General features: G+C 76.8%; 20 protein-coding genes. 8 read left to right on the top strand and 12 right to left on the bottom strand.

Annotation, left to right across the window (positions count from 1 at the left end):
* Positions 1-476 precede the first annotated feature (476 nt).
* The 3 genes from BM048_RS02245 to BM048_RS02235 are packed head-to-tail and all read left to right on the top strand — an operon-like array spanning position 477 to position 5,082.
* Complete coding sequence (locus tag BM048_RS02245; RefSeq protein WP_090030263.1) at positions 477-1,490, top strand: AAA family ATPase; 1,014 nt, start codon at positions 477-479, stop codon at positions 1,488-1,490.
* Positions 1,490-2,737, top strand: a complete 1,248-nt coding sequence (locus BM048_RS02240; protein WP_090030261.1) for a DUF58 domain-containing protein — start codon at positions 1,490-1,492, stop codon at positions 2,735-2,737. The genes BM048_RS02245 and BM048_RS02240 overlap by 1 nt, the downstream gene beginning before the upstream one ends.
* On the top strand, positions 2,734-5,082 hold the full coding sequence (locus BM048_RS02235; protein WP_090030259.1) for a transglutaminase TgpA family protein: 2,349 nt from the start codon (positions 2,734-2,736) through the stop codon (positions 5,080-5,082). The genes BM048_RS02240 and BM048_RS02235 overlap by 4 nt, the downstream gene beginning before the upstream one ends.
* A gap of 283 nt (positions 5,083-5,365) precedes the next feature.
* On the opposite strand, the gene BM048_RS02230 is transcribed toward BM048_RS02235, so the two are convergent.
* Both BM048_RS02230 and BM048_RS02225 read right to left on the bottom strand, forming a co-directional pair.
* A complete protein-coding gene (locus tag BM048_RS02230) occupies positions 5,366-5,752 on the bottom strand; it encodes a DUF3040 domain-containing protein (RefSeq protein WP_090030257.1) in 387 nt (128 codons plus the stop codon).
* Positions 5,753-5,952: 200 nt separating this feature from the next.
* Positions 5,953-6,588: an SAV_6107 family HEPN domain-containing protein gene (locus BM048_RS02225; protein ID WP_239078638.1), complete on the bottom strand. Its 636-nt coding sequence runs from the start codon at positions 6,586-6,588 to the stop codon at positions 5,953-5,955.
* Between the two features lie 87 nt (positions 6,589-6,675).
* On the opposite strand from BM048_RS02225, the gene BM048_RS02220 reads away from it, so the two are divergent.
* Complete coding sequence (locus BM048_RS02220; protein ID WP_090030256.1) at positions 6,676-7,512, top strand: spermidine synthase; 837 nt, start codon at positions 6,676-6,678, stop codon at positions 7,510-7,512.
* A 57-nt stretch (positions 7,513-7,569) separates the two neighbouring features.
* On the opposite strand, the gene BM048_RS02215 is transcribed toward BM048_RS02220, so the two are convergent.
* The 5 genes from BM048_RS02215 to BM048_RS02195 form a co-directional block, all read right to left on the bottom strand.
* Entirely contained in the window at positions 7,570-7,773 is a 204-nt protein-coding gene (locus BM048_RS02215) for a cold-shock protein (protein ID WP_090030531.1), read from the bottom strand.
* A gap of 354 nt (positions 7,774-8,127) precedes the next feature.
* A complete protein-coding gene (locus BM048_RS02210) occupies positions 8,128-9,057 on the bottom strand; it encodes a proteasome assembly chaperone family protein (protein ID WP_090030254.1) in 930 nt (309 codons plus the stop codon).
* A gap of 129 nt (positions 9,058-9,186) precedes the next feature.
* On the bottom strand, positions 9,187-9,639 hold the full coding sequence (locus tag BM048_RS02205) for a response regulator (RefSeq protein ID WP_090030252.1): 453 nt from the start codon (positions 9,637-9,639) through the stop codon (positions 9,187-9,189).
* Positions 9,636-11,393: a sensor histidine kinase gene (locus BM048_RS02200; RefSeq protein WP_090030250.1), complete on the bottom strand. Its 1,758-nt coding sequence runs from the start codon at positions 11,391-11,393 to the stop codon at positions 9,636-9,638. Before BM048_RS02200 ends, BM048_RS02205 begins: the two co-directional genes overlap by 4 nt.
* Positions 11,390-12,664 carry a PP2C family protein-serine/threonine phosphatase gene (locus BM048_RS02195; protein WP_090030249.1) on the bottom strand — a complete coding sequence of 425 codons (1,275 nt, stop codon included), beginning with the start codon at positions 12,662-12,664 and terminating at the stop codon, positions 11,390-11,392. The genes BM048_RS02200 and BM048_RS02195 overlap by 4 nt, the downstream gene beginning before the upstream one ends.
* Positions 12,665-12,955: 291 nt before the next feature.
* On the opposite strand from BM048_RS02195, the gene BM048_RS02190 reads away from it, so the two are divergent.
* Both BM048_RS02190 and serA read left to right on the top strand, forming a co-directional pair.
* The gene (locus tag BM048_RS02190) at positions 12,956-15,226 is read left to right on the top strand and encodes a HelD family protein (RefSeq protein WP_239078639.1); all 2,271 of its coding nucleotides are present in this window, start codon (positions 12,956-12,958) and stop codon (positions 15,224-15,226) included.
* 65 nt (positions 15,227-15,291) lie between these two features.
* Complete coding sequence (gene serA, locus BM048_RS02185; RefSeq protein ID WP_090030248.1) at positions 15,292-16,491, top strand: phosphoglycerate dehydrogenase; 1,200 nt, start codon at positions 15,292-15,294, stop codon at positions 16,489-16,491.
* A gap of 76 nt (positions 16,492-16,567) precedes the next feature.
* On the opposite strand, the gene BM048_RS02180 is transcribed toward serA, so the two are convergent.
* A complete protein-coding gene (locus BM048_RS02180) occupies positions 16,568-16,792 on the bottom strand; it encodes a DUF5302 domain-containing protein (RefSeq protein WP_090030246.1) in 225 nt (74 codons plus the stop codon).
* Between the two features lie 210 nt (positions 16,793-17,002).
* Between BM048_RS02180 and BM048_RS02175 the strand changes: the two genes are divergently transcribed.
* Positions 17,003-18,043: an aldo/keto reductase gene (locus BM048_RS02175; RefSeq protein WP_090030527.1), complete on the top strand. Its 1,041-nt coding sequence runs from the start codon at positions 17,003-17,005 to the stop codon at positions 18,041-18,043.
* On the opposite strand, the gene BM048_RS02170 is transcribed toward BM048_RS02175, so the two are convergent.
* The 3 genes from BM048_RS02170 to BM048_RS02160 all read right to left on the bottom strand — a co-directional run bounded on the left by BM048_RS02170 (position 18,009) and on the right by BM048_RS02160 (position 21,337).
* Entirely contained in the window at positions 18,009-20,249 is a 2,241-nt protein-coding gene (locus BM048_RS02170) for an alpha/beta hydrolase family protein (RefSeq protein ID WP_090030244.1), read from the bottom strand. The two genes, BM048_RS02175 and BM048_RS02170, sit on opposite strands and share 35 nt — an antisense overlap.
* 9 nt (positions 20,250-20,258) lie before the next feature.
* Positions 20,259-20,804, bottom strand: a complete 546-nt coding sequence (nrdR, locus tag BM048_RS02165; RefSeq protein ID WP_239078640.1) for a transcriptional regulator NrdR — start codon at positions 20,802-20,804, stop codon at positions 20,259-20,261.
* A gap of 200 nt (positions 20,805-21,004) precedes the next feature.
* Positions 21,005-21,337 carry a LysM peptidoglycan-binding domain-containing protein gene (locus BM048_RS02160; protein WP_175499178.1) on the bottom strand — a complete coding sequence of 111 codons (333 nt, stop codon included), beginning with the start codon at positions 21,335-21,337 and terminating at the stop codon, positions 21,005-21,007.
* A 444-nt stretch (positions 21,338-21,781) separates the two neighbouring features.
* On the opposite strand from BM048_RS02160, the gene lexA reads away from it, so the two are divergent.
* Positions 21,782-22,435, top strand: a complete 654-nt coding sequence (lexA, locus tag BM048_RS02155; protein WP_239078655.1) for a transcriptional repressor LexA — start codon at positions 21,782-21,784, stop codon at positions 22,433-22,435.
* 82 nt (positions 22,436-22,517) lie between these two features.
* Here the strand turns inward: lexA and BM048_RS02150 are convergent, their stop codons facing one another.
* Positions 22,518-23,528 carry an L-lactate dehydrogenase gene (locus tag BM048_RS02150; RefSeq protein WP_090030240.1) on the bottom strand — a complete coding sequence of 337 codons (1,011 nt, stop codon included), beginning with the start codon at positions 23,526-23,528 and terminating at the stop codon, positions 22,518-22,520.
* Positions 23,529-23,542 lie beyond the last annotated feature (14 nt).

The following is a 23,542-nucleotide window of genomic DNA, read 5'->3' as shown; positions in this document are numbered from 1 at the left end:
ACATCCATCCACCGCACACCCCTGCCTTCCCCGACCGTTCTCGTGCAGGGTGCGTCGTCGCAGGACAGAGCGGTGGTGCGGAGTGGAGCGACACGACGTGTCATCAGCGGACGACGGCGCCGCCGACGGTGTCCGACGACGCCACAGCGCGCGACCGGCACTGCGCGGCCCGCCTCGTGCGGCCCGCCCCAGTGCGCGGTGGAGGGACGTGGAGGGCGCCGGCGCCCCCGACCGGGACGCCGGTGGAGGGAGAGGGAGGGAGCCGGCGGGCCCCGCGCCGCGATGTCGGTGGAGGGAGAGGGAGGGGCGCGGCGGGCCCCGGCCCCGCAACCACCAGCGCCCGCGGAGCGGTCCGGGCGGCCCCGCGGGCGCCGCTCGTTCGCGCGGTCGGGTGGTCCTCCTGAGGGTCCCCGGATCGGTGCGCGAGGGGTCGGCGGCGCGTCTAGGCTCGTCGCCACCACGCCGAGGAGCCGCACATGATGTCCGTCCCGCCCGCGCCCGCCGAGATCGACCACCTGGCTGCCGTGGGCGCGCGCCTGTCCGCGGCGATGAGCTCCGTCGTCGTGGGACGGCCGGACCTCGTGCGGACGAGCCTGGCGGTGCTGCTGGCCGGCGGGCACCTCCTGCTGGAGGACGTCCCCGGCCTGGGCAAGACGACCCTCGCGAAGGCGCTGGCGCGGTCCATCGACTGCACGGTCGGTCGCGTGCAGTTCACCCCGGACCTCCTGCCGAGCGACCTCACGGGCGTCACCATCTACCGCCCGCAGACGCAGGAGTTCGAGTTCCGGCCCGGGCCCGTGTTCGCGCACGTCGTCATCGGCGACGAGATCAACCGCGCCTCCCCCAAGACGCAGGCCGCTCTGCTCGAGTGCATGCAGGAGGCGCAGACGACCGTCGACGGCACCACCTACCCCCTGCCGCGGCCGTTCTTCGTCGTCGCCACCCAGAACCCGGTCGAGATGGAGGGCACCTACCCCCTTCCCGAGGCGCAGCGCGACCGGTTCATGGCCCGCCTGTCCGTCGGCTACCCCGACGCCGCCACCGAGGTCGAGCTGCTCGACCGCAACGAGGACGGGGACCCGCTCGACGACCTCGCCCCCGTGACGGAGGCCGCGGAGGTGGAGCGGCTCGTCGCGGTGGCCCGCCGGCTGCACGCCTCCCCCGCCGTCAAGCGGTACGTCGTCGACCTCGTCGCGGCGACCCGGACGGACAACGGGCTGCGGCTGGGCGCGTCCCCCCGCGCGTCCGTGCAGCTGCTGCGCGCGGCGAAGGCGCTGGCCGCGCTCGGGGGCCGGGACCACGTGCTGCCCGACGACGTGCAGGAGCTCGCCGTCCCCGTCCTCGCCCACCGGCTGCTGCCCTCGGCGCAGGCCCGCACCTCCGGCCGGACGACGGCCGACGTGGTGCGTGCGGTGCTCGACCAGGTCCCGCTGCCCGCGGCGTCCCCGGTCCTGGCGTCGGCCGGCCGCGGGCGCCGGGCCGCCCCCTGATGCGGCTGCGGCCGACCGTCCGCGGCACCGTCCTGGCCCTCGCGGGCCTCGCGCTGCTGTGGGTCGGCGCGCTGCTCGGGTCGGACGACGTGGTGCAGCTCGGCACCGTCGCGGTGCTGCTCGTGGCGGCCTCGGTCGTGGTGACGGGCCTGCGGGACCCGGGCCGCGGCCGCCACCGGCTCCGCGTCACGCGCAGCACCTCGCCGCCCACGCTGACCGCGGGCCGCCCGGCGCAGGTCCGCACGGCCCTGCGCGCGGCGACGGCGGACGGTGCCCGGCGGCTGGCCGGCGCCCGGCTCCAGGAGGCCGCCGACGACGAGCTCACCGGCGGGCTGCCCCTGCGCGTGCGTGCCGTGCGCGTCCCGGGCGGCGCCGGCCTGAGCTACACGGTGCGCCCCACCCGGCGCGGCGTCTGGGCCCTGGGCCCCCTCACGCTCACGCGCGGCGACGTCTTCGGCGTCGTGCGCGTGCGCCGGGAGGTCGGCACGGAGACCCTGCTGCGGGTCTGGCCGGCCACCGTCGCGCTGCCCGCCCCGCGGGAGGTCCTGCCCGGCGCTCCGGAGCAGACCGTGCTCGGGGCCCTCACGCCGGCACCCGACGACGTCTCCCTGCGCGAGTACCGCGAGGGCGACGACCTGCGTCGCGTCCACTGGCGCAGCAGCGCCCGGCTGGGCGAGCTCGTCGTGCGGACCGACGAGCGAGCCGGCACCCGACCGGCGACGGTCCTCGTCGACACGCCCGCCGACCCGGACGCCCTGGAGTGGACGCTCGGCCTCGGCGCGTCGATGGCGCTGGCGCTGCTCGACGCGGGCCACGCCGTGCGCTTCGTGCCCGCGGACCCCGACGGGGACCCCGCGGAGACCTTCGTGCACGTGACGGGCGGCGCGGACGCACGCGCCGCCGTCCTCGACAGCACCGTGGAGCTCGTCCCGGCCGCCTCCGGGGCCGCGGCCGCCGCGGGTGTCCGGCGCGCGGCCCGGGCGCTGGGGCACGCCTCCGGCGAGCGGGAGGTCCTCCTCGCCGTGGTGGGGACCGAGCCCGTGCCCGCCGACGACCCCCTCCTGCCCCTCGGGGCCGGAGCCGACGCGTACGCGGTGGTGCGCCACGAGGGCAGCGACACGACGCGCGAACGGGCGCACGACGTGGCCGAGCTGCTCGGCCGGCACGGCTGGCACGTCGCGCTCGCCGCCGTCGGCGAGCACCCGGCCCGGGTCTGGGAGCGGCTGCTCGTCGGGGTGCCCGCATGAGCGCGGCCACCGTCACCGGGGCGCGTCCGTCGCCGGCCCCGGCCGGAGGCCCCGCCCCCGGACGGGGCGCGCCGGCCGGCGGCGGTCGCGGGCGTCCCGCCCCGGCCCCGCGCGCCTGGGTCGACGCCGTCGGCACCGCGCTCGTGGCCCTCGCGACGGCGGGTGCCGTCCTGGCGCTGGGCCACCTCCTGCTGCCCGGGTCCTGGCGGACCGTCACGTGGCTGGTCCTGCTGCTGGCGGCGGGCGCGGTGGCCGCGACGCGGGCGGCCGCGGGGCGCCGCGCACGGTGGCTGCCGACCGTGGTCGGCGCCGCCGTCCTCCTGGTGACCCTCGTCGTGCGCTACGGGGGGTCCCCCACGCTCGGGGCGGCGGGCACGGCACGGGAGGTGGCACGCGAGGGCACGAGGGCGATCCAGGTCGGCGTCGTGCCGCTGGAGAGCGTTCCCGGCACGGAGCTGCTCGTCGTCGCGGGCGCCGCCGCGGTCCTGCTGCTGGCCGACACCCTCGCCGTGGCCCTGCGGCTGCCCGCCATGGCGGCGCTGCCCCTCGTGACGCTGTGGGTGCCCACGGTCGTGCTGGCCGTCCCGGCACCGGGCTCCGCGCTGTGGGCCGCGGGGATGCCCTGGCTCCTGCTCCTGGCGTGGGACCGCGGGCGTGAGGACCGCCGCGCGGGCCTCGCGCGCGGGCAGGACCTCGGGCGGCGCGCCCAGGGCGCCGCGGTCTCGGCGCTGGTCGTCGTCGCGCTCGCCGCCCTGGCGACACCCCTGGCCGCGGGCGGGCTCTCGGCGCTGCCGGGCTGGGCGCGGCTGGACGTGCCCGACCTCGGGACGCAGCCGGTGGGTCCGCTCACGCTGAGCGACGACCTCGACCTCCGGGAGAGCCTGGGCGCCCGCTCGCAGCAGGAGGTGCTGCGCTACACGCTCACGGCCACGGAGGGCGCCGAGGACGGCACCGCCGCCCCGCCGGACCTGGCGGCGGCGGTGGGTCCGCTCCGGGCCTTCACGCTCGCGGAGTACGACGGGCGCTCCTGGGAGCGCACGGATGCCCAGGCCCTGCAGGAGGTGCCGGCCGAGCCGTTCGGCAGCAGCGGCGGCGACGTGCCGCAGCGCGCCGTGGTCGAGGTCGCGGTGACGGTCAACCTGCTCGACGAGCGGCGCCTGCCCATCACCACGACGCCCCGGCTGCTCGACGTCCCCGCCGGCTGGGAGTACGACGTCGCGCGCGACGAGGTCGTCAACGACCGCCCGACGCGGGACGGCATGCGCTACCGGATGGTCGCGGTCGTCCCGGAGCTGTCGCCCGACGACCTCGCCCGCGCGGAGGCCGTCGTGCCGCCGGACGCCACCGAGGACTACCTCCAGCTGCCGCAGACCGAGCACCTCGAGGACGTGCGGGCCCTCGCGGCCGAGCTCACCGCGGAGGCGGGCACGCCGTACGCCCGCGCCGCCGCCCTGCAGACGTTCTTCCGCTCGGCCGCGGAGTTCACCTACGACACCCGGGTGTCGGACGCGACGAGCGAGGACGCCGTCTGGGACTTCCTGCGGTCGCGGCGCGGCTACTGCGTGCAGTTCGCCACCGCGATGACCGTCATGGCCCGCACGCTCGGGATCCCGGCACGCATGGGGGTCGGCTTCCTGCCGGGGCAGGCGGTGGGCGAGTCCACGCGGCGCGTGACGGGCCAGCAGGCGCACACGTGGCCGGAGCTGTATTTCGAGGGCTACGGCTGGGTGCGCTTCGAGCCGACGCCCGCCGTGCAGACGGGCAGCGCGCCCTCCTGGACGACGCCCGCGAGCAGCGGTGGCGCCGAGCCGCAGCCCGACCAGGCGGAGCCGTCGGCGGCGGCGCCGGGCACGCAGCCCTCGGCCTCCGCGTCCGCCTCGACGGGTGCCTCGGCGACGGCCTCCGCCGGGCCGGGCGCGGGTCCGGGCGGCGCGCAGGGCTGGCTGCTCCCGGCAGGCGTCCTGGCCGTCCTCGGACTCCTCGCGGGGACGGTCGCGCTCGTCGGCCGACGTCGTCGCCCCGTCATGGACTCACCCGACGCCGTCTGGGCCGCCCTCGTCGACGACCTGCGCCGTGCCGGGGTGAGCGTGCCGGTGGCGACGACGCCGCGGGCGGCCCCCGGAGCAGTGGGCGGCGCGTTGGCCGAGCGCGGGTGGGACCCGCTGGACGCGCCGGCCGCGGCGGCGCTCGGGGATCTCGCCGCCGCCGTCGAGCGGCACCGGTACGCCCCAGGGGAGCAGGTCGGCGTCCCCCCCGACCGGCTCCGGGAGCAGGCGGCGCTCGTCGTCGCCGGGGTCCGGGCGTCGGCCGCCGCGGCCCGGACCTCGCGCCCCGCCCGCACCTGACCGGTCAGGGCGGCGAGCGCCCGGAGGATCGTCCGGGGCCTCGCCGGCGACGTCGTCGAGGGGGCTGCGACCTGCCTCCGGGCACCGATCGGTCGCGGCTCGGTGCGGGGCTGCCCGCTCCGGCAGCAGGCTGTCACCCGGGCGCGCGCGACAGGCTCCTCTGGTCAGCGCGCACCACGCGCATTCCGCACGACCCTCCCCCGCACGACGAGAGCCCCGCACGGCGAGGCGTGCGGGGCTCTCGTCGACTGGGGGACGGCCGGGACGTCAGACCGTCGCAGAGTCAGCGGTCGCCGGGCTCCCGGCGACGGTCCCAGCGCTGCTCCATGCGGGACATGAACCCGGGCTTCGACGACCGGGCCGGGGCGGGGCGTCCGGCGTTGGGCGCCGCGGTCGGCACCTGCCCACGCCGACGTGGTTCGGCGAACGCGTACGCCACCGACGCGAACATCAGCACGAAGCCGACGACGCCGAGGAGGACGAGACCGTCGCCCGCCGCACCGAGGACGAGCAGGAGGAGGCCGACGGCGGTCCCCACGCCGGCCAGGACCCACCGCCCCACGGACCGGCGGGATCGCTGGGTGAGCGTGTTGGCGAGCCGCGGGTCGTCAGTCGTGAGCTGACGCTCCATCTGCTCGAGCACGCGCTGCTCGTACTCAGAGAGGGGCATGGCGACTCCTGTGTGCGCGCCACCGTCGTTCGGACGTGGTCACGATAGATCGCGGTGGGGCGCACCGGTAGTCGAGCGACCGGGTGCTTCTCAGTCTCACAGCGCTGCCGTCCGGGTGTCCGAGGACACGCCGAGGACACGCCGGGAGCGCGCCACGAGCGCACCCCGGGCGGCACCGGACGACGGCCGGCGGCAGCGCGTCACGAGACCCGCAGCCCCGTGACCGCGGTCCCGGTCTCGACCACGTACCCCCGCTCGACGCGGTCGCGTGCCGCCTCGACGAAGCGCTCGGCGGCCTCCAGCGCCGCCTGCGCCCGGGCGGGCGGGACGGCGCCGAAGCTGCCCGCGTCGACGGCCGCCCGCAGCGGCGCCGCGGCCGCGAAGTAGTGGGCCCAGGACGCGAGGCCGGGCTCCGCCGTCTCGAGGAGGTCCCACACCGTCCGCACGGCACGCCGTCCCGTGAGCGGACCCACGTGCTCGACCACCGCGCCGGCGGCCCGCAGGGCGGCGAGATGGGCGTGGCTGAACACCTCCCAGGCCTCGGCGGACAGGCGCGCGGCGACGAGCTCCCCGTCCGCGCGCGCGAGCAGCGTCAGCACCTTGTGCCCGACGGGCGCCGGCGGCACCGCCGCACCCGTGGTCCCCGCCACCGTCCCGCTCGTCGCCCGCACCGGACGTGCCACCCGCACCGCCGCCACCATCTGCTCACCCTCCGCCTCGTCGAACCCCCGGCACCCGACGCGCCGCCGCACGTCCCGCCCCGTCCAGCCCTGCCGCTCCGCACGTGCCCGGGCGTCCCGCCCGGACCCCGCGCCGCACACCCTGTGTAACGTCACGACGTGCCCCGACAGTCCCGTCCCGGACGCCGATCAGCCAACCACGGGGCACCGACACGCCCCCTCGCGCCGTGGCCCGACGGGCCCGTGACGGTGCCGACGGGGACGGTCCGCGTCGTCAGCGACCCCGACCGGCCGCGACTGGTCACCCTCCTCGTCAACGAGGTGCCCAGCTCGGCGCTCGACCTCGACGACCCCGCCTGGCTCGACTTCGAGTACATGCAGCAGATGGCCCTCGTCGTGGACGCCGCGGCGCCCGGGGGCACGTCCGTGGACGTCGTCCACCTGGGGGCCGGCGGCTGCGCGCTGGCCCGCGCCCTCGACGCCCGGCACCCGGGCTCCCGGCAGCTCGCGGTGGAGCTGGACACGGCGCTGCCCGACCTCGCCCGCGCCTGGTTCGGGCTGCCACGGGCCCCACGCCTGCGGATCCGCGCCGGTGACGCGCGGGCCGTGCTGGCGGCGCTGCCGACGGCCTCGGCCGACGTGGTGGTGCGGGACGTCTTCGCCGGCGCCACCACCCCTCCGCACGTGCGGACGCACGGCTTCACGGCCGAGGCGGTGCGGGTGCTGCGGCCCGGCGGCGTCTACCTCGCCAACGCGGCCGATCGGCCGCCGCTGGCCGCCGCCCGGTCGGAGGCGGCCACGCTGCGCCGGCTGTTCGCGCACGTGGCCGTCGTCGCCGAGCCCGGCCTCCTGCGCGGCCGGGGGTACGGCAACGTCGTGCTCGTGGGCACGGACCGCGACGGGCTCCTCGACGACCCCGTGCTCGCCCGCGCGGTGCGCAGCCTGCCCGCGCCGGCCCGGCTGCTCGTCGGGCCCGACCTCGACGCCTTCGTCGGCACCGCGCCGCCGCTCGTGGACGCGGCCGCACCGCCGGACGTCGACGCGGCCGCACCGCTGGACGACGACGGGCCGCAGCCATAGCGGCTGCGGCCCGTCGATCGGTCCCCCGGCCACGGCCGGAGGGCGCTCAGCGCGAGGTCAGAGCGGGCGGACCTGCTCCGCCTGGGGGCCCTTCGGGCCCTGGGTGATCTCGAACTCGACGCGCTGGCCCTCGTCGAGGCTGCGGTAGCCCTGCGAGTCGATGGCGGAGTAGTGGACGAAGACGTCAGCGCCGCCGCCGTCCTGGGCGATGAACCCGTAGCCCTTCTCCGCGTTGAACCACTTGACAGCACCCTGTGCCATGTCCCTGTCCTTCTCGTCCTGCCGGTGACGCCGCGGACCCCACGTCCACGGCGTGCCGCAATGCCTCACGTCCTGCACCGGTGGGACCAGCAGAGCTGCGGGTGCCGGCCCGTACGGGTCGGCGCCGGTCAAGCGTCAGTACGTCACTGCAACAGCGCCGATCATGGCACGTCAGGGCCGGGGACCGCCACGGTTCCGCGGCACGGACCACACGTCCGTCGTCAGGGCCACCTGCGCCTGGACGTGCAAGGCAGCAGTGCAGGCCAGCAGTGCAGGCCAGCAGTGCAGGCCAGCAGTGCGGGCCAGCCGTGCACGCATACGGTGCGGGCCAGCGCTGCCGGTCGGCCCTGCCGGTCAGCGGTGCCCGTCGTCCTGCTGGGCCAGGAACCGCTCGAACTCGGCGCCGAGCTCGTCGGCCGTCGGCAGCTCGGTCGTCGTCCCCAGGAGGTTCGAACGGCCCAGGTTGCGGGTGAAGGCGTCGTACTGCTCCTCCAGCGCGCGCACGACGTCCGCGACCTCGTCGGAGCCGCGCACCTGCCGCTCGATCTCGAGCATGGTGTCCTCGGCGGCCGCGGACAGCCCGCCGACCTCGAGGTCCAGCCCCGTGCGCCGCTGCACGCACTCCAGCGCCGTGATCGACGCCTGGGGGAACGGAGACTGGGCGAGGTAGTGCGGCACGTGCACGGCGTACCCCACCGCGTCGTGGCCCGCCTGCCCGAGCCGCAGCTCGAGCAGCGCCGACGCCGACGCGGGCACCTGCACGGTCCCGAACCACGGCGTGTGCGAGGTCACGAGGTCAGGGCGCGTGGCGTGCGCGGTGACGGTGAGGGGTCGCGTGTGCGGGATGCCCATGGGGATCCCGTGCAGGCCCACCGTGAGGGGCACCGCGAACCGCTCGACGACCTGCTGCACCGCCGCGACCCACCGCTCCCACTGCACGTCCGGCTCGACGCCGTGCAGGAGCAGGAACGGCACGCCCTCGGCGTCCTCGACGACGTCGACGGCGAGCTCCGGCGTGTCGTACGCCGTCCAGGTCGTGGCGTCGAAGGTCATCGTCGGGCGGCGGGACCGGTAGTCGACGAGCTGGTCCGCGTCGAACGTCACCAGCCGCTGCGTGCGCAGGGTCGTCGTCAGGTGCGCGGCGGCCGTACCGCCGGCCTGGCCCGCGTCGACGAAACCCTTGAGCACGTGCACCAGCACGGGCCCGCGCCCGTCCACCACGCGCTCGCGCACGCGGTCCGCCACGCCCTCGTCCACCGTGTACAGCTCTGCGGGGTCCAGCACGTCGTCCTCCTCGCCTCGTCCTGCCGCACGCAACGCCGGTACCCGCCGGATCCTTCCCGCCGCTGCGCCGGGTGTCGCGGCCCGCGCACCGGCCCGTCCGGCCAGGTCGTCCGCCGGACGCGTCGCCGGTCAGCGGGAGGGCAGGCGCACGACCTCCACGAAGAACTCGTCGATCTGCCGGACCACCTCGATGAACCGGTCGAAGTCCACGGGCTTCGTGACGTACGCGTTGGCGTGCAGCGCGTAGGAGCTGCGCACGTCCTCCTCCGCCTCGGACGTGGTGAGCACGACGACGGGGATGGAGCGCAGGGTCTCGTCGCGCTTCATCTCGTCGAGGACCTCGCGCCCGCTCTTGCGGGGCAGGTTGAGGTCGAGCAGGACGAGGTCCGGCGTCGGCGCGTCCGCGTGCGGCCCCTCCTTGCGCAGGTACTCCAGGGCGCTGACGCCGTCGGGCACGACCGTGAGGCGGTTGCGCAGCTTGTTGTCCTCGAACGCCTCGCGGGTCATGAGGACGTCGCCGGAGTCGTCCTCGACGAGGAGGACCTCCACCGGGCGCGACCCCTGCGTGCTCTGCGTGCTCATCGTGCTCCGTCCTGCCCCTGCGGGCCGTGCTCGGGGTCGGGGGCCGGGTCGGCGGCCGGGTCCGGTGCCGTGTCCGTTGCCGTGTCCGGTGCCGTGTCCGGTGCCGTGTCCGTTGCCATGTCCGGTGCCGTGTGCGGCGCCAGGTCGTCTGCCGGACCGGTGGTCAGGTCGTGGGCCGGCTCGAGAGCCGGCTCGAGAGCCGGGTCGGGGGCCGGGTCGGGGTGCGTCCAGCGGATGCTCGTGCCCACCTCCCCCGGCGGCAGGGGCTCGACGTGGATCTGCCCGCCGTGGTGCTCGACGATCTTCTTGCACAGCGCGAGCCCGATGCCGGTGCCGGCGTACACGTCCTTGGGGTGCAGGCGCTGGAAGATGACGAAGACGCGGTCCGCGTACTCGGGGTCGATGCCGATGCCGTTGTCGCGGCACTCGAGCTCCCAGCCGCCCTCGACGCGCCGCGCGCCGACGTGCACGTGCGGCGTCCGGTCGGGCGCGGCGAACTTCACCGCGTTGCCGACGAGGTTGAGCAGGAGCTGCACGAGCAGCGCCCGCTCCCCCCGCACCGTCGGCAGCGGGCCGTGCGTCACCCGCGCGCCCGTCTCGGCGATGCGGTGCTCCAGGTCGCCGACGGCCTCGTCGAGCGCCTCCGCCAGCGGCACGTCCGTCGCCTGCCCGCCGAGCCGGCCGACGCGGGAGAACTCGAGCAGGTCGGTGATGAGCCGCTGCATGCGCTTCGCGCCGTCGACGGCGAAGGCGATGTACTGGTCGGCGCGCTCGTCGAGCTCCCCGCCGTAGCGCTTCTGCAGGAGCTGGGTGAAGCTCGCGACCTTGCGCAGCGGCTCCTGGAGGTCGTGCGACGCGACGTAGGCGAACTGCTCGAGGTCGCGGTTGGACCGCTGCAGCTCGGCCGCCTGGTCCGTCAGGAGGGCGTGCGCGCGCGCCACCTCCTGCTGGGACCGCTGGGCGGCCTGCATCTGCTCGACGAGGGTCTGGCGCATGTGCTCGACGTCCCGGGCCAGCGCCGCGATCTCACCCGGCCCCGCCGAGCGCACGCGGTGCCCGAGCGCGCCGGCCGACACGATCCGGGTGTCCGCCGCGAGCGCGTCGAGCGGCCCGGTGACCCACCGCCGCAGCTGCGTCCACAGCAGCACCCCCACGACGGCGGCCGCGACGAGGAGCAGCCCCGAGATGGCCTGGGCGGCGAAGGTCCAGCCGCGCAGCGCGTCGGCGGCGGCGAGCCGTTCCTCGCGGACGAGCGCGGTGAACGCCCCGATCTCGGACCGCACCTCGTCGAACCGCGTCCGCCCCTCGTCCACCTGCTCGGGTCGGACGGAGGCGAGACCCTCCGCGTCCACCTGCGCGACGAGCGGCTCGGCGAAGCCCTCCCGCCACGCCTCGACGGCGCCGTCCACGTCCGCCGCCGCCGCCCGCAGCGCCGGCGTCACCTCCGTGCGGCGCGCGAGCTCGGAGGCGATGGCCGTGAACCCGCCCTCGGTCCCGGGGGCGTCGCCGTAGGGCGCGAGGGCGTCCGGGTCCCCCGTGAGGGCGTAGCCGCGCACCGCGGTCTCGTCGTCGACGAGCGCGAGGTAGGCCTCGTCGACGTCGAGCACCGCGGAGAAGTAGACCTCCGTCACCACGCGCTGCCGGTCCGCGAGCTGCACGTAGACGAGGACGGTGGCGACGATCGCCGCGCCGAGCACGAGCGCCGCGGCCAGCAGCAGCGCCTCGACCCGTCGGCGCAGGGTGAAGGGCGTCACGCGGGGGCCCCGTCCGCTGGTTCCCGCGGCGCCGCGTCCGCGTGCGCCGCGGAGCCGGGGACGCAGCCGAGGAGGACGAGCGCCGAGTCGTCGACGAGCGGCCCGCCGTGCAGCGCCTGCACCGCGTCCAGCACCGCCTCGACGACCCCCGAGCCGTCGCCGCGCGCGTCGGCCGCCCGCGCGACGCCCTCGACGACCGCGACGAGCCGCTCCTTGCCCAGCCGGTCGCCCTCGTCGTCGATCGTCGCCTCGAGCAGCCCGTCCGTGTAGACGAGCAGCCGCCAGTCGCCCTCGAGCGGCACGTGCTGCGGCTCCCACCCGCCGTCGAGCGGGAGGCCCAGCGCCCGTCCGCGGCGCACCGGCGGGACGACCGCGGTCGGCGGCCCGACGAGCAGCGCGGCGGGGTGCCCGGCCAGGTACAGCTCCGCCGACCGCCGGTCCGGCGCGACGACCACCATCGCGGCCGTCGTGAAGACCCAGTCGGCCGCGCGCTCGGCGCGCAGCACGCGCTCGAGCAGCGCGAGGATGCACGCGGGCGAGTGCTCGGCCAGCACGAGCGTGCGCCACGCGGTCCGCAGGGTGGCGCCCAGCGCGGCCTCGTCGGGGCCGTGCCCGCAGACGTCGCCGACCACCGCCAGCACGGTCCCGTCCGGCCGCTCGACCACGTCGTAGAAGTCGCCGCCCAGCACGCCGTCCCGGCCCGAGCGGTAGGCCACCTCGACCACGAGCCGCGGGTCGTGGACGACGGGCCGCGGCAGCAGGGCGCGCTCGAGGCGCAGCGTCTCCTGGGCGCGGACCCCGCTGCGGAACAGCTCGCGCTCCGCCGACTCCCACCGGGTGCGCTGCACCGCGTAGCGCACGGCACGGCCGAGCGTCTCGGGCTCGACGTCCTGCTTGACGAGGTAGTCCTGCGCGCCGGCGGCCACGGCGGCCAGCCCGGTGCGCGTGTCGGCCAGCCCGGTCAGCACCACCACGGGCGGCGCGCCGCCGGCGAGGAGCCGCTCGAGCGCCGGCAGCCCGCGGGCGTCGGGCAGGCCGAGGTCGAGCAGGACGCAGTCGGCGTCGAGCCGCTGCAGCGCCTCGTCGAGCGTCCGGGCCTGCACGAGCTCGACCTGCAGCCCGGCGTCCTGGAGGTGCTCGCGGACGAGCAGGGCGTCGGCGTCGTCGTCCTCGACGAGCAGGACGCGCAGGACGTCCTCGCGCGCCTCGTGCTCGCGCCCCGTGTCCGCGTGCGACGCGCCGGCCGCGGTCGCCGGCTCGTGGACCGACACCCTTACCTCCCGCCGTACGGACGGCGGCCGTGCAGGCCGCGTCGTGCCGAGCGCCGGGGGTCGCTGCCCGTGCTCCGGGCGGTGCGCCCGCGTCCCGGCGCGGCCCGGCAGCCGGGACGGACGGGACGCACGGTGCACCGCGTCCGCGTCGGATAATAGACGGCCCCCGCGGCCCGGACGGGTCCGGGCGGCGTGTCCGTGCTGCTCCACGGCCCGCGGTCGGTCGCGGGACGTGGTGCTGGAGGGGCGGCGGGAGTGGCGGCGGGCGTGGCGGCAGGAGGCGGGCAGAGGGTGACGGGTAGCGAGGACGCGCTGACGCAGCAGGTGCGGCACGAGCAGCGGACGGTCGACGTCCTCTACGCACGCCTCGACGCGCTGCGGGCGCACACGCGCGACCGGCTGGCGCGCGTGCGCCGGGAGGGCCCGTCGGGCTCCCCGCAGAACCGGTCGGAGCGCGACGCCTTCGCCACGCTGCACGAGGACCGCCTGCGGCAGCTCGAGGCCGTGGAGGACCGGCTCGCCTTCGGCCGCCTCGACCTGCGCGAGGCCCCGCACCGCTACATCGGGCGCCTCGGCCTGACGGACGACGACCAGACCCAGCTCCTCGTGGACTGGCGGGCCCCGGCGGCGCAGGCCTTCTACCGCGCGACCGCGGCGCGTCCGGACGGCGTCGTGCGCCGCCGGCACCTCGTCACCCGTGGCCGCGAGGTCACCGGGCTCGAGGACGAGGTGCTCGACCTCGACGCGCTCGAGGCGGAGGGCGGGGCGGGCCTGTCCACCCTGTCCGGCGAGGGCGCGCTCGTCGCGGCGCTCGCCGCGGGCCGGACCGGCCGCATGAACGACATCGTCGCGACGATCCAGGCCGAGCAGGACGCGATCATCCGCTCCGAGCTGGCCGGCGCGCTCGTCGTCCAGGGCGGTCCGGGCACCGGCAAGACGGCCGTCGCCCTGCACCGCGCGGCGTACCTGCTCTACGCGCACCGCAGGACGCTCGAGCGCTCGGGCGTCCTGCTGGTGGGGCCCTCGCGCACCTTCCTGCGGTACATCGACCAGGTGCTGCCCAGCCTCGGCGAGACGGGGGTCGTGACGACGACCGTGGCCGAGCTCCTGCCCGGCCTCGTCGCCACGGGGACCGAGGACGACGCGGTCGCCGCGCTCAAGGGCCGGGTCGTGATGGCGGAGGTCGTCGCGCGGGCCGTGCGGGCGCGGCAGCGGGTGCCGCAGGAGAGCACGACGATCCGGGTCGAGGGGCGCACCGTCGTCGTGCGGCCCGGGGACGTGGCGGCGGCGATCGCCCGCGCGCGCCGCAACCACCGGCCGCACAACGAGGCGCGCGTGACGTTCGTGCGCGACATGCTCGCCCGGCTGGCCGACCAGTACGTCGCCCAGCTGGGGCAGAAGGTCGACCCCGAGGACCGGGCCGAGGTCGTGGAGGAGCTGCGCACGACGCGGGAGGTGCGCATCGCGCTCAACCTCGCGTGGATGCCCCTGACGCCGCAGGGCCTCGTCGCCGACCTGTGGTCGCGGCCGTGGCGGCTCGAGCAGGCGGCGCCCATGCTGACCGCCCGGGACCGGGCGCTGCTGCGCCGCGACGCCGACGCGCCGTGGACCCCCGCGGACGTGCCGCTGCTCGACGAGGCCGCCGAGCTGCTCGGCGAGGACGACCAGGCCCAGCGCGCGCAGGCCCGCGCGGACGCCGAGCGGCGTGCCGCCGAGGTGGCCTACGCCCGCCAGGTGCTCGCCCAGACGGGTGCCGGCGGCATGGTGTCGGCGGAGATGCTCGCCGACCGCTTCACCGCCGGCGGGCCGGCGCTCACCACGGCCGAGCGGGCCGCGGCGGACCGGTCCTGGACGTACGGGCACGTCGTCGTCGACGAGGCGCAGGAGCTGTCGGCGATGGCGTGGCGGGTGCTGCTGCGGCGGGTGCCGACGCGGTCGCTGACGATCGTCGGTGACGTCGCGCAGACCTCAGCGCCCGGCGGCGCCCGGCGGTGGGCGACGGCGCTCGACCCGGTGCTGCGCGGGTCGTGGCGGCTGGCGGAGCTCACGGTGAACTACCGGACGCCCGCCGCCGTGACGGAGGCCGCGCGTCGGGTCGCGGTCGCCCAGGGCCTGCCCGTGAGCCCGCAGACCGCGGCCCGGGACCTGCCCGACGCGCTGCGCGTGGCGCGGGTGCCCGCGGGCGACCTGACCGACCGCGCGGCGGACGCCGCGGTGGCCGGGCTGGCCGAGGTGCGCGACGCCGCCGGAGCGGGCCGCGTGGCGGTGCTGGCCGCTGCCCCCGCCGTGGCGGCGCTGCGGGCGGGCGTGGCGGCGGCGCTCGTCGCGGCGGGCCGGGACGACGAGGGCCGGCGGACGGCCGTCGCCGACCCTGACGCGGCCGTCGTCGTGCTCGGTGCCCGCGAGGCCAAGGGCCTGGAGTTCGACCTGGTGGTGCTCGTCGAGCCGACCGAGGTGCTGGCCGAGGGGGCCGGCGACCTGTACGTGGCCATGACGCGGCCGACGCGGGCCCTGCAGGTGCTGCACGCGCGCGGCCTGCCGCCCGGCCTCACGGACGGGTAGCCGCGGGCTGTCCGTCAGCCGGACGGCGGCCGTCCCAGCGCGCGGGACGGGGGCACGATGGGGGCGTGCCCAAGGCCCTGCTGCTCGAGAACCTCCACCCCCAGGCGCGGACCATCCTCGAATCCGCCGGCTTCGAGGTGACCACCCGCACCGGCGCGCTCGACGAGGACGAGCTGGCCGATGCCCTCGAGGGGGTCCACCTCCTCGGCATCCGGTCCAAGACACAGGTCACCGCCGCCGTGCTCGAGCGCGCCGACAGCCTCGTCGCCCTGGGGGCGTACTGCATCGGCACCAACCAGGTCGACCTGCGCGCGGCGGCCGCACGCGGCGTGGCGGTGTTCAACGCCCCGTTCTCCAACACGCGCTCCGTCGTGGAGATCGCCCTGGCCGACATCATCGCCCTCACGCGGCGCCTCACCGTCCTCGACCGGAAGATGCACGACGGCATCTGGGACAAGTCGGCGACCGGCGCCCACGAGGTCCGCGGCCGCACCCTCGGGATCGTCGGGTACGGCAACATCGGCACCCAGCTGTCCGTCCTGGCGGAGGCGCTGGGCATGTCCGTCGTCTTCTACGACACGGCGGAGAAGCTCGCGCTGGGCAACGCCCGGCGGCTGGGGTCGCTCGACGAGCTGCTCGACGTCGCGGACGTCGTGACCCTGCACGTGGACGGGCGCTCCGGCAACGCCGGGCTGTTCGGCGCGGAGCAGTTCGGCCGGATGCGGCCCGGGTCGGTGTTCCTCAACCTCTCGCGCGGGTTCGTCGTCGACTACGGCGCCCTCAAGGCCGCCATCGAGGAGGGCCGCGTCGTCGGGGCCGCGGTGGACGTCTTCCCGGAGGAGCCCAAGCGCAAGGGCGACCCGTTCGAGTCCGAGCTGCGGGGCCTGCCGAACGTCATCCTCACGCCGCACACCGGTGGGTCCACGGAGGAGGCGCAGGAGGCCATCGGCCAGTTCGTCTCGCACAAGCTGCGCGACTACCTGGCCACGGGGTCGACGACGCTGTCGGTCAACGTGCCGAACCTGGCGCTCGACGCCCAGCCGGAGCAGCACCGCATCGCCTACCTGCACCGCAACGTGCCGGGCGTGCTCGCCGCCGTCAACAACCTGCTCGCGGAGCACGGCGTGAACATCGAGGGGCAGCTCCTGGCCACGCGCGGCGACCTCGGGTACGTGGTCACGGACGTCGGCTCCCTCGTCGACGAGGCGGCGCTGGCCGCGCTCCGCGGCCGGCCCGAGTCGGTGCGGCTGCGCCTCCTGAGCTAGCACGAGCGACGGCCGCCGACCCCCCGGAGGGGTCGGCGGCCGTCGCTGTGGCTGCGCCCGGGCGCGGAGGGGTCGGTCAGCCGGACTTGCGGCGGAAGCGCCGCTGCGTCGGCCCGGCCGTCTCCGACCCGTGCACGGCGCTCCCGCCGCCGGGACCGGCGGCCGTGCGGTGCTGCTGGGCCTTCTTGCGCTCGAGCGCCTCGCGGAAGCGGGCCTTGGCGTCCGTGGGCGCGTCGGCCGGCGCGCCCGCGGGGCCCGTCGTCGTCCCGCCAGCTGCCGGGGCGTCAGGTGCGTCGGCCATGGGGCCTCCTCGTCGTGTCGGTGCTGCAGGGTGCCACACCGCACGCGGTGCGCCCGACCACCCTCGTCCACCGACGGTGGCCGTCGCCAGCCGAATACCCGACCGGTCCGTCCCCGGCGCCGGACGGGGCCCCGCTCGGGGCGCTACGGTCGCGGCGTGCCCGACCCCGCCGCCGCGTCGCCCGCCGCACCCGTGCGGACGCCCGTGCCGATGTCCGTGCCGCCTGTTCCAGGACCGGCCGCACCGGTACCCGTGCGCCGCGCCGGGGGTCTCGCGCTCCCGGCGGTCTCCCTGGGCCTGTGGCAGAACTTCGGCGACGGGACCCCGTTCGCCGACCAGCGTCGCGTGGTGCTGCACGCGGTGGACCGCGGCGTGTTCCACCTCGACCTCGCCAACAACTACGGCCCGCCACCCGGCGCCGCCGAGACGACGGTCGGCCGGCTGCTGGCCACCGACCTGCGGGCGCACCGCGACACGCTGGTGGTCACGACGAAGGCCGGCTACCGCGGGTGGCCGGGGCCCTACGGCGAGCACGGGTCCCGCAAGGGCCTGCTCGCCTCGCTCGACGCGAGCCTGGGCCGGCTCGGCACGGACCACGTCGACGTGTTCTGGTCCCACCGCTTCGACCCGCGGACGCCGCTGGAGGAGACGATCGGGGCGCTGGCGGACGCGGTGCGCCGGGGGAAGGCACGCCACGCCGGCATCTCGTCCTACTCCGCGCGGCGGACGACGGAGGCCCTGGCCGTCGCGGACGGGCTGGGTCTCCCGCTCGCGCTGCACCAGCCGTCGTACTCCCTGCTGAACCGCTGGGTGGAGCGCCCCGGGCCCGACGGACGCAGCCTGCTGGACGTCTGCGGCGACGCCGGGCTGGGCGTCGTGGCCTTCTCGCCGCTGGCCCAGGGGATGCTCACCGACCGCTACCTCGACGGCGTGCCGGCCGGGTCGCGCGCGGCGCGGGGCGGCCCGCTGCAGCGCGCGTGGCTCACGCCGGAGACGCTCGCGCACGTCCGCGCGCTCGACGCGCTCGCCCGCGGCGCCGGCCTCACGCTGCCGCAGCTCGCCGTGGCCTGGGTGCTGCGCGACGCGCGGGTCACCTCCGTGCTGGTCGGCGCCCGGACGACGGACCAGCTCGACGGCACCCTCGCCGCCGCGGCCCTGCCGCCCCTCGACGACGACCTGCTGGTCGCCGTCGAGAGGCACGCCGTCGACGCCGGGATCAACCTGTGGGGCTCGCGCTCGAGCGACCTGTGACGGGCAAGCGCTCGTCGAACCACCGCAGCAGGTGCTCGAACCGGGCGACGCGGTGGCGAGGCCGGCCGGACCGGCTCAGCTCGTGGCCCTCGCCGGGGAACAGGAGCAGCCGGGTGGGCACGCCGCGTCGCCTCAGCTCGACGAACCACCGCTGCCCCTGCTCGACCGGGCAGCGCCAGTCCTGCTCGGAGTGCACGACGAGGGTCGGGGTCCGGACCGCGCCGACGTGCGCCATCGGCGACTGGGCCGCCACCTGCGCGGCCCCCTCGGGCGTGGCGTCGTCGCCCACGTACTCCAGGCCGAAGAACCAGCCGATGTCGCTGGACCCGACGAAGCTCACGGGGTCGAGGAAGCCGCGCTCGACGACGGCCGCCGCGAACCGGTCCGTGCGCGTGGTCAACCACGCGGTGAGGTAGCCGCCGTAGGAGCCGCCGAGCACGCCCGTGCGCCCGGCGTCGAGGTCGTCCGCGCGCAGCGCCTCGTCCAGCAGCGCGAGCACGTCGTCGGTGTCCACCGTGCCCATCGCCCGGTGGATGGCCGTCGCGTGTGCCCGGCCGTACCCCGCCGACCCGCGCGGGTTCCCCATCACGACCGCGTACCCCGCCCGCGCCAGCACCTGCGCCTCGTCGAACACCGCGCCGGTGTACTGCGCGTGCGGCCCGCCGTGGATCATCAGCAGCGTCGGGTGCGGCGCCGGGTGCGCTCCCGGGTCGGGCCGGACCACCCAGCCGTGCACGTCCGTGCCGTCCGGGGCGGTCGCGTGCAGCTCCACGGCCGGCCGCAGACCCGCCGCGCGGAGCGGGGCCGACAGGTCGGTCAGCCGGTGCAGCGTGCCGTCCGCCCGGAGCCGGTGCAGGTCTCCCGCGGAATCGGGCGCGGCCGCCGTGACGACGGCACCGCCGTCCGGCGCCGGGGCGGCGGCGGTCACGACGAGCGGCCCCTCGACGAGGGTGCGCGCGGTGCCGTCCGGGGCGACGGCGAGCAGCGGCTGCGCCCCGCGGTGCACGCGCGCGACGAGCACCTCGTCGCCCACCGGGACGAGCACGTCCGCGTCGAGGTCCACGTCCTCGTCGGTGAGGGCGCGCGGTTCGCCCGCCGGGCGCGGCCCGTCCCCGTCGCCGTCCCCGTCACCGTCCCCGTGCCCGTCGGTCGCGAGCGCGAGGTGGTGCAGGGTCGTCGGGCGCCCGACGAAGTCCCGTCCGCCCTCGCCCAGCCGCTGCGCGAGCAGCCAGACGGCCGACCCGTCCGGTGACGCCGCCGCGGCGACGACGCCGAGGGTGCTGCCGGCGTCGGCGTCGGTGAGGCGGGTGGCCCGCGTGGGCCACGGGGCGTCGTCCCCCGTCCCGGCGGTGGTCGCGGGCACGGGCAGCAGGAGTGCGTCTGCCCGGAGGTCCGTCCCGCGTCCGGCGTGCACGCCGGCGACGACGAGCACCGCATCACCCGCGAGCCCCGCCGGCCACCACTCGGCGGCCGCGACGTCGTGCTCGCCCGGGGTCACGTCCTGCAGGTGCGGCAGCAGGCCGTCCTCGCCGGGCCCGCGGCCGTCGCCGCCGGCGTGCCCGTCGGGGGGCCCGTCGGCGTGCCCGTCGATCCCATCGCGCGGCGCCGCGGGCCAGGCCTCGAGCGCGGCCGGGGTCGGCACGTCGAGCACGTGGGCGTGCCGCGGCCGGTCGTGCACGAAGCCGACCCCGTCCGCGCGGTAGCGGAACGTGTCGACGAGCCGCGGCGCCTCCGCGGCCGGGTCGCCGCCGCGGACGTAGCGACCCTCCTCCGGCACGCGCGCCAGCACCAGGAGCCGACGGCCGTCCGGCGAGAAGCGCGGGCGCTGGACGCCGAGCGGGGCGTCCGTCAGCGCCACGGGCTCCCCGCCCTGCAGGTCGAGCAGGTGCAGCTGGCCGGGCGAGCCGGGAGCGGCACGGACGAACGCGAGCAGCTGACCGTCCGGCGACACGACCGGTTCGGTGTCCCGGTGCCCGCGCGTGAGGCGGTGCGGCGCCCGGGCACGGGTGCTGAACCCGGTGGCGAGGTCGGTGCCGAGGTCGGCGTCCGTGTCGGTGCGGGTGGCGAGCGGCACCCGCCACAGGGAGCCGGTGGTCTCGTCGGCCGCGAGGTCGGGGGTCAGGACGGCCACGACCGCGGCGGACCCGTCGGGCAGGACGGCGGCGCGGCCAGGCGTGCGGAGCAGGGCGATGTCATCGGGGAGCACCCGCCGACGCTAGCCCGCCCCCTGGGCGACCGCGCGTGCCGGGGGCACGGCCCCGCCGGAGACCGGCGTCGGCGTCGGCGTCGACGCGGTGTCCCGGTCCGGACGCCCCTCCCGCTCGGCGCGCAGCACGGTGATGGCGGCCTCGAAGTCCTCGAGGGAGTCGAAGGCCTGGTACACGGAGGCGAACCGCAGGTAGGCCACCTCGTCGAGCTCCCGGAGCGGACCGAGGATGGCCAGCCCGATCTCGTACGCGTCGATCTCCGCCGAGCCCGACGAGCGCAGCGTCTCCTCGACCTTCTGCGCGAGCAGCGCGAGGTCGTCCTCGCTGACCGGACGCCCCTGGCAGGCCTTGCGCACGCCGTTGACGATCTTCTCGCGCCGGAACGGCTCGCTGGCACCCGACCGCTTGACCACCGCGAGGCTCGTCGTCTCCACCGTCGTGAAGCGGCGGTTGCAGTGCGGGCACTGGCGGCGGCGCCGGATGGACGAGCCGTCGTCCGACGTCCGCGAGTCGACGACGCGCGAGTCCGGGTGGCGGCAGAACGGGCAGTGCACGGGAGTCCCCCTCGCGTCCGCAGGGGCACGGCCCCCGGGCGCACGGGGCGCCGGGCCCGACGCTAGGTGCGGGCCGACGGCAGGTGCAAGCGTGTCCGCCGACGGCGCAGTGCCGACGGACGCAGTGCCGACGGACGCAGTGCCGACGGACGCAGTGCCGACGGACGCAGTGCCGACGGACGCAGTGCCGGCCCCCACGCTCACCCCCGGACGGGGACGACGATCGTCTGGCCGGCCGACAGCTGCGAGGACGGCAGCCGGTTGAGCTGGACGAGCTCGAGGACGACGTCCCGCACGTCCTCCCCCGGACGCACGACGCCCTCCGCGATCTCCCAGAGCGTGTCCCCCGGGGCCACGAGGTGCCGCGCGACCTCGGTCCCGCCGGCGGGCCGCCCCGCCTCGGCCCGGTCCGCGGACCACAGCCCCGTGGCGGCGACACCGGCGACGACGAGGAGCGCCGCCCAGCGGCCGCGCGCGGTGAGGCGGAGAGGGACCGCGGCGGCGGCCGGACGGGCGGTGCTGCTGCTGCGCATGGTGACCTCCGACGGGCGGGCGTACGGGTGTTCGACGAACGCGTGTACGAGTTCTACCACGGGTGCGTCCGACACGTCGAGACACGCTCGAACAGGTGTTTGGTCCGCGCGACCCGCGCTCCTAGGCTGGCTCATGCCCGACAGCCCAACACCGACCACTGACACGCCCGCCGTGGGCCACCGCCCGGGCACCGCACGACAGGGAGGACGACCGTGACGGACAGGACCCAGCGGCCCGGGGACGACCCCGCGGCCACGGACGCACCGCTCACCGGGCGCGGCCCGCGGGCCCGCGCCCGCACCGGCGGCACGGCCGTGCTGACGGCCGTCCCCACGGAGCAGGAGCAGGAGCAGGAGCCACCCGCGGACGACCTCTCCGCGCTCGCCACGGTGACCGCGCTGCCCGACGCGTCCGAGGCACCGGCGCTCACCCGCCGCCAGCGCATGGTGCTGGACTGCATCCGCGCGTCCGTGGAGCAGCGGGGCTACCCGCCGAGCATGCGCGAGATCGGGGAGGTCGTCGGCCTCGTCAGCCCGTCGAGCGTCAAGTACCAGCTGACGTCGCTCGAGCGGAAGGGCTACCTGCGCCGCGACCCGCACCGGCCGCGCGCCATGGAGGTCGTCCTCACCGACGACGCACGCCCGGTCCGCGGCTGGACCGCCCCGGACGGGACCCCCGGCGCGCTGACCGACGCGGACGCGGCCGACGGGGACGCCGCGCCGACGCCGGCCTACGTGCCCGTCGTCGGGCGGATCGCGGCCGGCGGACCCATCACGGCGGAGCAGGTCGTCGAGGACGTGTTCCCGCTCCCGCGCCAGCTCGTCGGCGACGGGGAGCTCTTCCTGCTCGCCGTGCGGGGCGACTCGATGGTCGACGCCGCCATCTGCGACGGGGACTGGGTCGTCGTGCGGCGTCAGCCCGTGGCGGAGAACGGCCAGATCGTCGCCGCGATGATCGACGGCGAGGCGACGGTCAAGACGCTGCGCCACGCCGACGGGCACGTGTGGCTCATGCCGCACAACAGCGCGTACGAGCCGATCCCGGGCGACGACGCCACCGTCCTGGGACGCGTCGTGAGCGTGCTGCGCTCGCTGTGACGACGAGGGGGGCGGGTCCCGGCACCGGTGCCGGGACCCGCCCCCCTCGGTCGATGCCCGGCCGCTCCGCCGGGCATCTCCCCTAGAGCCCGAACCGCCGTGCGACGGCCTTGATCGCCTCGGCGGACCGCCGGAGCCCGGCCAGCTCGTCGGCCGACATCGGCACCTGGAGCCGGTCGCCCACGCCCGCGCGTCCGACGAGCGCGGGCACCGAGAGGCACACGCCGCTGATGCCGTGGTAGTCCTCGAGGAGCGAGGAGACGGGCAGCACGCGCTGCTCGTCCTTCAGCACCGCCTCGATGATCCGGGAGCCGGCGAGCGCGACGGCGTAGTTCGTCGCGCCCTTGCCGGCGATGATCCGGTACGCGGACTCGACGACCTCGCGGGCGATCTGCTCGCGAACCTCGTGCGTCAGCGCGCCCCGGCCGCCGATGCCGTTCCACTCGAGCAGCGGCACCGCGCCGATGCTCGCCGAGCTCCACAGCGGCAGCTCGCTGTCGCCGTGCTCCCCCGCCACGTACGCGTGCACGTTCTGCACGGCGACCCCCGTGTGCCGCGCGATGAGGTAGCGCAGGCGCGAGGAGTCAAGCACCGTCCCGGAGCCGAAGAGCTGCGAGGAGGGCAGGCCGGACATCTTCAGCGCGGCGTAGGTCACGACGTCGACCGGGTTGGTCACCATGACGTAGACGGCGTCGGGAGCCACCTCGACCAGGGGCGGCAGGATCTTGCCGATGAGCGAGACCGTGGCCTCGGCCAGGTCGAGCCGGGTCTGCCCCGGCTTCTGCTTCGCGCCCGCGGTGATGACGACGACGTCGGAGTCGGCGCACACCGCGATGTCGTCGCTGCCCTCGATCTCGGCCATCGGCATGAACTGGATGCCGTGCCCGAGGTCCAGCGCCTCGGCCTCGACCTTCGCCCGGTTGATGTCGTACAGCGCGACGGTCCGCGCCGCGCCGCGCATGAGCGCCGCGTAGGCCATCGTCGCGCCGACCGCGCCCGCCCCGACGATGGACAGCTTCGACGTGCGGCGCGTCGGCGACGGCGCGGCCAGCACCTCCTCGTCCGTCTCGACGGTGCTGATGCCCTCGCTCATGCGTCCTCCCGGTG

This window comes from Cellulomonas marina (genome assembly GCF_900111925.1).
GTDB classification, from domain to species: Bacteria; Actinomycetota; Actinomycetes; order Actinomycetales; family Cellulomonadaceae; genus Cellulomonas; species Cellulomonas marina.
Note: the sequence above shows the minus strand (reverse complement) of the source record. Positions and strands in the feature narration are given on the sequence as shown.